Below are 466 nucleotides of genomic sequence, written 5' to 3'. Positions count from 1 at the left end.
CAACGTGAGAAGTGTTGATGGTGATACCACGAGCTTTTTCTTCCGGCGCGTTATCGATCTGGTCGAATGCGCGAGCAGCACCGCCGTAGGTTTTAGCCAGTACGGTAGTGATTGCAGCGGTCAGCGTTGTTTTACCATGGTCAACGTGGCCGATAGTACCGACGTTAACGTGCGGTTTTGTACGTTCAAACTTTTCTTTAGACATCGATTGTCCCTCTAAGACACGGATAAATCGGTGATATCACCACATCAACCAGGCAACATGCCCGACTTGTTGAATGCAATAAACAGAAGGAAAAAACAGGGAGGAGAAAAGAAGTGGTGCTGATAGGCAGATTCGAACTGCCGACCTCACCCTTACCAAGGGTGCGCTCTACCAACTGAGCTATATCAGCACATCTTGGAGCGGGCAGCGGGAATCGAACCCGCATCATCAGCTTGGAAGGCTGAGGTAATAGCCATTATA

At 49.4% G+C, this 466-nt stretch carries 1 protein-coding gene and 1 tRNA gene; both read right to left on the bottom strand.

Going from position 1 to position 466, the window contains the following annotated elements:
* The coding region (locus BEG40_RS21565) for a GTP-binding protein (RefSeq protein ID WP_000031659.1) at positions 1-205 on the bottom strand (205 nt) is incomplete at its 3' end.
* Positions 206-319: 114 nt separating this feature from the next.
* Positions 320-395 (bottom strand) — tRNA-Thr (locus BEG40_RS21560).
* Between the last annotated feature and the right edge of the window lie 71 nt (positions 396-466).

Source organism: Escherichia sp. MOD1-EC5495 (assembly GCF_002965965.1).
Classification (GTDB): domain Bacteria; phylum Pseudomonadota; class Gammaproteobacteria; order Enterobacterales; family Enterobacteriaceae; genus Escherichia; species Escherichia ruysiae.
Note: the sequence above shows the minus strand (reverse complement) of the source record. Positions and strands in the feature narration are given on the sequence as shown.